The organism is Curtobacterium sp. LFS079, assembly GCF_047977865.1.
GTDB lineage: Bacteria > Actinomycetota > Actinomycetes > Actinomycetales > Micrococcaceae > Arthrobacter.
On sequence record NZ_JBFPFO010000025.1, the window covers coordinates 1 to 8302 of the forward strand.

Annotated in this window: 6 protein-coding genes and 1 pseudogene; 5 read left to right on the top strand and 2 right to left on the bottom strand. The window is 67.8% G+C overall.

The genetic code is table 11. The features are described 5' to 3' along the window. Positions 1–209 precede the first annotated feature (209 nt). Both ACNQPB_RS19965 and ACNQPB_RS19970 read left to right on the top strand, forming a co-directional pair. Positions 210–560 (top strand): hypothetical protein, encoded by a 351-nt coding sequence (locus ACNQPB_RS19965; protein ID WP_498754166.1) that lies wholly within the window; start codon positions 210–212, stop codon positions 558–560. A 186-nt stretch (positions 561–746) separates the two neighbouring features. Then, positions 747–1175, top strand: a complete 429-nt coding sequence (locus tag ACNQPB_RS19970) for an OsmC family protein (RefSeq protein ID WP_498754167.1) — start codon at positions 747–749, stop codon at positions 1173–1175. Positions 1176–1247: 72 nt separating this feature from the next. Here the strand turns inward: ACNQPB_RS19970 and ACNQPB_RS19975 are convergent, their stop codons facing one another. Further along, positions 1248–4796 carry a S41 family peptidase gene (locus ACNQPB_RS19975; RefSeq protein WP_498754168.1) on the bottom strand — a complete coding sequence of 1183 codons (3549 nt, stop codon included), beginning with the start codon at positions 4794–4796 and terminating at the stop codon, positions 1248–1250. A gap of 83 nt (positions 4797–4879) precedes the next feature. Between ACNQPB_RS19975 and ACNQPB_RS19980 the strand changes: the two genes are divergently transcribed. Continuing rightward, the gene (locus tag ACNQPB_RS19980) at positions 4880–5779 is read left to right on the top strand and encodes a TIGR01777 family oxidoreductase (RefSeq protein ID WP_498754169.1); all 900 of its coding nucleotides are present in this window, start codon (positions 4880–4882) and stop codon (positions 5777–5779) included. Positions 5780–5831: 52 nt separating this feature from the next. Here the strand turns inward: ACNQPB_RS19980 and ACNQPB_RS19985 are convergent, their stop codons facing one another. Further along, positions 5832–7397 carry a serine/threonine-protein kinase gene (locus ACNQPB_RS19985; protein WP_498754170.1) on the bottom strand — a complete coding sequence of 522 codons (1566 nt, stop codon included), beginning with the start codon at positions 7395–7397 and terminating at the stop codon, positions 5832–5834. Positions 7398–7525: 128 nt separating this feature from the next. Between ACNQPB_RS19985 and lipB the strand changes: the two genes are divergently transcribed. Together lipB and ACNQPB_RS19995 are read left to right on the top strand one after the other, a co-directional pair. Next, the gene (gene lipB / locus ACNQPB_RS19990; RefSeq protein ID WP_498754171.1) at positions 7526–8194 is read left to right on the top strand and encodes a lipoyl(octanoyl) transferase LipB; all 669 of its coding nucleotides are present in this window, start codon (positions 7526–7528) and stop codon (positions 8192–8194) included. Next, positions 8191–8302 (top strand): annotated as a pseudogene (locus ACNQPB_RS19995) (lipoyl synthase); the annotation flags it as partial. The gene lipB and the pseudogene ACNQPB_RS19995, both read left to right, overlap by 4 nt.

Genomic DNA, 8302 nt, shown 5'->3' on the forward strand with positions numbered 1-8302 from the left:
CGCCGGATACGTGAAGTACTACCCGGTCTACGAAGGTGGCCACGATTTTCTCCTCTGTGTATGCAAAAACTCTAAAAGATTCTAATGCTGTTAAAAGACAAGTGGAGGGGGGCGGGCCGCCCCCCCCCCCCCCCCCCCCCGCTTTTCTGTTCCCAATTCACGCCGTGGCTTTGCTACAGGACGTAGAAGGTGCTCGCTAAGCTGTAGCCATGAGTATTCTCTTCAGCATTCTGGTCTTCTTGCACGTCGTCGGCGCGGCAATGATTGTGGGCTACTGGATCGCCACCATCAAGGAACCGACCGTCCACCCGCGCCAGCGCGACGGTGCGTTCCTCCAGTTGCTCACCGGCATCGCGATGATGGGCCTCATCCCCGTCCTGGGCATGGATGCCAACTACTTCAAGCTCGGCATCAAGTTCGCGATCGGCGTGGCCGTGGCGGTCCTGGCCGTCATCGGCTCCCGCAAAGTCAAAAAGGGCGAGCCGGTCTCCACCGGCCTGGCCCACGGTGTGGGCGGTCTGGCCCTGATCAACATCGCCATCGCGACGATCTGGCACTGATTTCCGGAGCTAAAAAGGCCACCCCGCCATGGCGGGGTGGCCTTCTGTCTTAAGGCATCGGGGAAAGGGTCACATTCCACCCGCAGCGGACAGCCTGTGCGGCACGGCCCGGGAATCCATAGGATTGAGCATGATGGCCTCCGGCGCCCGCCGGAGGCCAATTCGCGACGACGCTGAGGAGTGGACATGGCAGCAACACGCACCGCACACACCGTTTGGAACGGCAACCTGATCGAAGGCGCCGGCAACACCACTTTGGACAGCTCGGGCCTGGGCACCTATGAGGTCACCTGGAAGGCACGCACCGAACAGTCCGGCGGCAAGACCAGCCCGGAGGAACTCATCGCAGCGGCCCACTCCGCTTGCTTCTCCATGGCCTTCAGCCACGCCCTGGCAGAAGCCGGCTACTCCCCGGAAGAGGTCCGGACCAAGGCCGACGTCACCTTCGTTCCCGGCACCGGCATCACCGGAAGCCACCTCACCATGACGGCCACGGTTCCCGGCATCACGGAAGAGGACTTCCAGAAGATCGCCGGCGAAGCCAAGACCGGCTGCCCCGTCTCCGGCGCACTGGCGGCCATCGACATCACCCTGGATGCCACGCTCGCTGCCTAGCGGGAACAGCACAGAACTGAGGCCCTGCCCCTCCGCAAGGAGAGCCAGGGCCTCAGTCGTCCTCGGACCCGGTTACGGCCGCGGAGGCAGTGGCTCCGGACGGACTGTGCGGTAGCCCTCCCGCAGCGGCGGGCGGTCGGTGGGAAGTTCCTGGACCATTTCCTTGAGGGCACCGATGCCGTATTCCAGCTGCGGGTCCGTGCCGGCGGCATAGGCGTGCGGCGGGAAGAGCACCTCGATGTCCGGTTCGACGCCAAAGTTCTCCACGCCCCAGGCCACGCCGTCGCCGAACCAGGTGGCGTAGCGCGGCTGGGTGACGCCGGTGCCGTCGGCCAGCGTGAAGCGGTTGTCGATGCCGACCACGCCGCCCCAGGTCCGGGTGCCGATCACCGGGCCGATCCCCCGCAGCTTCGAGACCTGGGTGATGATGTCGCCGTCCGAGCCTGCGAACTCATCGGCAAGGATCACCACCGGGCCACGCGGCGCATGGTGGGGGTAGGTCCGCGGCCGTTCGCCGCGCGGCATGCTCCAGCCGGTCACCTTGCGTCCGATCAGCTCCGCCACGAGCTGGGACGTGTGCCCGCCGCGGTTCCGGCGGACGTCGACGATCAGTCCATCCAGGGCCGTCTCGGTGTCCAGGTCACGGTGCAGCTGTGCCCAGCCGTTGGCCATCATGTCGGGGACGTGCAGGTATCCGAAGGTGCCGTTGGACGCTTCGCGGACTGTACGGCGGTTGCCATGCACCCATTCCTGGTAGCGGAGCCGCTCCTCGTCCTTGAGCGGGACGACGGCGATCCGCCGCTGCCGCCCGGCCGCTGCACCGTGCCCGGCTCCGTTGCGCAGCGTCAGTTCCACGGCCCGCCCGGCGGCGCCGAGCAGCTGCTTCGCCGGTGTCACCTCAGCCGAGAGAGCGACGCCGTCGATCGCCAGCAGGATGTCGCCCTCCTTCGCGTCGGCTCCGGGGCGCTTGAGCGGCGGGTTGGCCAGGGGGTCGGAGGAATCGCCGGACAGGATCCGGGTGATCTCCCAGCCGCCGTCGCGGTACTCGAGGTCGGCACCGAGCCGGCCCTGGCCATTGCTGCCGGCCTCGGTCACGGCCGCCGGACGCACGTAGGCGTGCGAGGTGCCCAGTTCGCCGTGCAGCTCCCACAGCAGGTCCACGAGGTCGTCGTGCGAGCCAAGACGTTCCACCAGCGGACGGTAGCGCCGGTAGACTGCCTCCCAGTCCTGCCCCGCCATGTCCTCGGTCCAGAAGAAGTCCCGCTGCAGCCGCCACGCCTCGTCGAAGGCCTGGCCCCAGACGGCCAGCGGTTCCAGGAGCACGCGGACGCGCTGCAGGTCCACCTTCACCAGTTCGCCGGATTCCTCGTCGGCCTTGGCCGTGGCGGGTGCCGCGCTGAGCTGTTTTTCATGGACGAAGACGATCTTGCGGCCGTCCGCGGACAGCCGGTAGCCCGTCAGGGCAGGCACCAGCGTGCACTGCTTCCGCTTGCCCAGCTCATAGCGGACCAGGGACGGCGCCGGCGCCTTGTCCTGCAGGCTGCCGCGGCCGTCGCCAGTGACGCCGGAAAGGGGCGTATCCAGCCAGAGCAGTGCCCCGTCCGCGGCGGAGAGCCGGGAGTAGTTGCCCTGCGGCACGGGCACTCCGATCACCCTGAACGCCAGGCCGTCGACGTCGACCCGCACCTCGGGAACAGCGGTCCCCTGAGCGGCCGGTTCCGCTCCCCCGGTGGCGGCGGCGCCGTCGTCGTCCGTTCCGTCCTCGTCCTGCAAGTCAACGGCAGGACCGAAGGGCGACGGCGTCTCCGCGGCGAGGGCCAGCAGGTATGGCTTGATGGGGCTGGGGAAGGAAAGGTCGAAGGCGTGCCCGTCATAGACGGGGTCGAAGCTGCGGTTGGAGAGGAAGGCGAGGAACTTGCCGTCGGGCGTGAACACCGGCGATTCGTCGCAGAAGCGGCCGTCCGTGATGTCGATGATCCCGCTGCTGCCGTCGGCCTTGGCCATGCGCAGCTTGCTTCGCGAGCCGAAGGATGTGACCGGTTCGGACCAGGCAAGCCATTGCGAATCCGGGGACCACGCCAGTGCGTCGATGGTGCCGTCCCCGATGGTCACCAGGGGTTCCAGGTCGCCGTCGCGGGTATCGGCCAGGAAGACGTCCCCGAATGCCGTGCCGACAGCGAGCCAGCGTCCGTCCGGGCTCGCCTCGAGGGCGCTGGGCCGGGCGGGGCGCGGGAAGTCGATGCGGCGGACCGTTTCCGGAGCCTCCGGAGCTGCCCCGGCCGCGGGGGTTCCGCCGTCGTCGGTGCCTTCCGGGTGCTGTCCTGTTACCTCGTCATGCACTGTTTCCCCGTCATGTACAGCGCCCTCAGCACCGTCTGCGGCCACGGCACTCCCGGTGACCCCGGTGACCACGGCCGCCGACACCGGCCGCGGCAGCGCGTCGGGCTGCGCCCGCTCCTCCGGCTGCGCAGCAGGGGTCTCACGGGGAGTTCCGGGCTGCGTCCGGGCCCCTGCCTGCAGCGCCAGCGGGGCGGCAATGTCCTTGATGTAGATGGCTTCGACGCCGCCGTGGTCCGCCACGTAGGCGATCTTTCCGCCGGCGAGCGGGCGGGGCAGGCGGGCGCGCACGCCCGGGGTGGCTTCGATGACCCGGGAAGGGCCGTCCTTGTGGCGGAGCCAGTGGATGGTGCCGTGGCTTTCCACGGCGCTGGCGGTGCCGGCCGTGTTGGGGAAGACCTCGCCCAGGTGGGCGCCGACCTTCAGCGGGGCGGGGCGCCGGTTCTGGGAGGCGGAACCCAGGGTAATGTCCAGCTTCGCCGCCGTGGAGCCCTCCGCAAGGCCTGGCAGCACCCACAGTTCGCCGGCGGATTCGAACACCACACGGGTGCCGTCCGTCGCGGCATGGCGCACGTAGAAGTCCTCGTGGTCGGTGTGCCGGCGCAGTCCGCTGCCGTCCGGGAGCACCGAATACAGGTTGCCGTGGCCTTCGTGGTCCGAAAGGAACGCGATCCGCCCGTCGATCCACATGGGATCGGCCAGGTTGCCGTCGAGCTCCTGCACCAGCCGTTCGAATTCGCCGTTGCCATCGCGGTCGATCCACAGCTTCCCTGCGGTTCCGCCGCGGTACCGCTTCCACCAGGCGGGTTCCCTGGACAGCACGCTGGCCAGGACCACGGGACGCTCATCCCCCACTTCGGGCCCGAAAGCCACGGATTCGACGGGCCCGTAAGGGAGCTCGACGGCGGACCCTCCGTCCAGCGGCAGCGCGTAGGCGTAGCTGTGACGGCTTTCCGACTGCCGGTAAGAGCTGGTGACCAGCACCTCGCCTGCGGGGGTGAATCCCCTGACGCGGGTGCTGCTGTGCCCGAAGTAAGTCAACTGGCGGTACGCACCCCCGTCGACGTCGGCAGTAACCACCTCAGGGGCGGTTCCGACGATTGTGGTCCAGACAAGCTGCTTTCCGTCCGGCGAGAAGCGCGGGCTGCGGGCCGGCAACTGCTGGGCCGAAACACGCCATGCACGTCCGCCGGCGAGAGGGGCGACCCAGATGTCGTCCTCGGCCACGAAGGTGACCAGATCGCCGTGCAGATGCGGAAAACGGAAGTAACTGGAGGAGGTCATCGTTCGATCATAGCCAAACGGATCTTTCGCCCCCGGAAGGCGTCGCCGTGCCGGAAAACCGCGCGCCGTGATGTGATGAGGGCATGCGAATCGTCATTTCCGGAGCATCGGGCTTGATCGGGACCGCGCTGGCGGAAAGCCTTCGCAGCAAGGGCCACGAGGTGGTCCGCCTCGTCCGGCGGCCGGCGACTGCCACCGACGAGTGGTCCTGGGATCCCGCGGCCGGGACTTTGGACGGAAAGGTCCTCGACGGCGCCGGTGCCGTGATCAACCTCTCGGGCGCCGGCATCGGGGATCGCCGCTGGACCAAAGCGCGGTTGCGGGAACTGACATCGTCGCGCCTGCGGACAACCGGGACGCTGACTGCCGCCATGTCCCGCATGCAGGATCCTCCGGCTGTGTTCCTGAGCCAGTCCGCTTCGGGGTACTACGGTTCGCGTTCCGGTGTGCTGCGGGAGGACGCCGCCGCGGGGACCGGCGCCCTGTCCAGGCTCTGCGTCGAATGGGAAGCTGCCGCGCACTCTGCACCCTCCGGGGTCAGGGTGGTCACTCCACGGACCGGGGTCGTGCTCAGCCCGAAAGGCGGCGCCTTGGGTCCCCTGCTTCCCCTGCTGAAGCTCGGCCTGGGCGGCCCCTTCGGCAACGGGCGCCAGTACTGGCCGTGGATCACCCTGCCGGACGAGGTTGCCGCGCTTGAATTCCTGCTCGGGTCCGGGCTCGAGGGACCGGTGAATGTCTGTGCGCCGGAAAGCGCGGACGTCAACGCCCTGGTGGCGGCGCTGGCGGGCGCCTTGCACCGGACCGCTTTCTTCAGGGTGCCAGCCCCTGCGCTGCGGCTGGTGCTCGGCCGGCTTGCGGATGAACTGGTCCTGGCGAGCCAAAGGATGGAACCGGCACGACTGCTCGGCGCAGGTTTCGAATGGCAGCACCCTGCGCTCTCCGACGCTGCTGCGTGGATCGCCTCGGAGACCCGCGGATCCTAGGCTCCGCGGCCGGTTCACGAACGGCCTGCGACAAGCCGCTTCAGGCGTCCCTTCACGCGCCCCCGGCGAGGATGTCCACGATCCGCCACCCGCCGTCGACCTTCGAGAGCACCAGCCGCAGTTGCTGTGGCGGTACGGCCTCCCGGGCGCGGACCAGCTTCCCTGACGCGTCGCGTTCCTCGAAGCGGGAGGTTTCGACGACGGCGATGACGGCCGCCTCCACGTTCCCGGCGGGGCTTGAAACGCGGATGTCCTTCAGGATGGTCGTGAACCCGGCCAGCACCACTCCTTCCTTTTCCATCTGCGCCCGGAGCTTTGCGTCCGCGGCTGCCGCCGGCGATCCGGCGGCGTTGACGTCCGCGAAGAGCTCCAGCTTTCCCGTGCGGAGGGCGGAATCACGGAGGGCGGACAAGCCTCTGATGGCTTCTTCGGGCCGGTCGGATTGCAACTGCATCCGGACCGTTTCGCTCATGCCGCCACTGGGGCCGGGGGACGCCGGAGCGCTGGCGGGAACTGTCGGGTTGCCGCCCTGGGCCGTCGGCAACGGCCTCGGCTGTGCAGAAGACCACCAGATGCCGCCGGCAACCAGGAGCGCTACGACCAGCGCCCCTGCAACCCAACCCGGGACTTTCCGCCGGGGTCCTGCCAAGGGCCGCGGCCCGGCTTCCGCAGCAGCACGCCTGCCGGACGGCCCGAACGGAGGCCGGCCCTGGCCGCGCAGCGGCCGCTTCGCACGCATGCCCTTGCCTGAAGCCGGCCGACGCCGGGTCAACAGTTCCGGAACAACGGTGCTGTCCACAGCATCCGCGAGATCCACTGGAGCCGCAGCGGCGCTGCGGTAGACAGCGGCTCCGAAGGCCATGGCAGCAGGCCGGGCGGCCGGGTTTTCCTGGAGGCCTGCCTCGATCGCGGCGGCCAAGGCTACGGGCACCTCAGGCACCACCAAGGTGAGCGGAGGACGCCTCGATGCGCGCTCGGGAGGCATCCCGGTAAGGCAGAACCAGGCGATGGCGGCCAGCGAAAAGCAGTCACGTTCAGGGCGGAGGACACCCTCCTCGCGATCCGCCGCCGGGTCACTGAAACCCGGCGTTCCCTGGACCGGAACTTTCCCGGAATCACCGAGCAAGCGGGCGAGGCCCAGATCGGCAAGAAGCGGCTTGCCGTGCGCCGTGAAAAGGATGTTCCCGGGGGACACATCCGAATGCACCACGCCCTCCTGGTGGAGGAAAGCCAGCGTGCGGGCAAGCGGCGTGATGACCGTGACCGTCTCCGCCACGGTGAGCTTCTTCCTCGCGCTGACGAGACGACCCAGGGATCCCCCGGCGGCATAGTCCATCACGAGCCCGGGCATGCCGTCGAAGGCGCCTCCGAGCCGGATGACGTCGTGTATCTGCACCAAGTGCTCGTGTTGGAGCCGGGAGAGGATCCTGACTTCCCGCTGCAGGCCGGAAAGGTCCTGCCCATCGGACACGGCGGCGGCTCCCCCAGTGAAGCATTTGACGGCGACTTGGCCGCCGTCGTTCTTGCCGGTGGCGAGCCACACCGAAGCACTGGCGCCGCGCCCCAGTTCGCGGACGGCCTTGTGGCCGGGAATCAGCGGGGCGTTGGGAAATTCCATGCTTCCAGGAATACCGGAAACCCGGAAATGCCGCAGAAGTTATCCACAGGCAGCCAAATCACCGCTGATGACTGAGAGCTTGGCCACAAAATCATGGCGTGGCGCGGACGGGGTCTAAGCTTGGACGCATGACTCTCGAGTTTTCACAACTGGGTCTTGCCCCCGATTTCGTCGATTACATGCATGGCTGGGACCTGCAGCGCGAAATCCACAACAAGGTTGTTGCCGGCGAGGGACCCAATACCGTTTTGCTCCTGGAGCACGCCGCTGTCTACACGGCAGGCAAACTGACGGAAGACCACGAACGCCCCTTCGACGGAACCCCGGTGGTTCCCGTGGACCGTGGCGGCAAACTCACCTGGCATGGCCCCGGGCAGTTGATCGCTTATCCGATCATCAAACTGAAGAACCGGGCAGGTATCCGCGATTACGTGGAACGCCTGGAAGCCACCATGATCGCCATCATGACCGACTACGGCATCAAGGCAGAGCGCATCAAGGGCCGTGCCGGAGTCTGGATCAAGGCCGACGAAAAGGGCCCGGACCGCAAGATCGCCGCGATCGGCATCCGGGTGCTCGACGGCGTGACCATGCACGGCGTCGCCATCAACTGCAGCAATGATCTCGCGCCCTACGCACAGATCATCGCCTGCGGCATCACAGACGCCGGGGTCACCACCATGTCCCTGGAGACGGGCCGCACCATCAACCCCGCGGACATCGTCGACCGCTTCGTGGAAGAATTCCGCAAGCACGAAGAAGCACTCGTCCTCAGCCCCGAAGGAGCTATCCAGTGACCCTGGCACCTGAAGGCCGCAAGTTGCTGCGTGTTGAGCAGCGCAACAAAGCGGTCCCGGTCGAACGCAAGCCCGAGTGGATCAAGGCCAAGGTCCAGATGGGGCCCG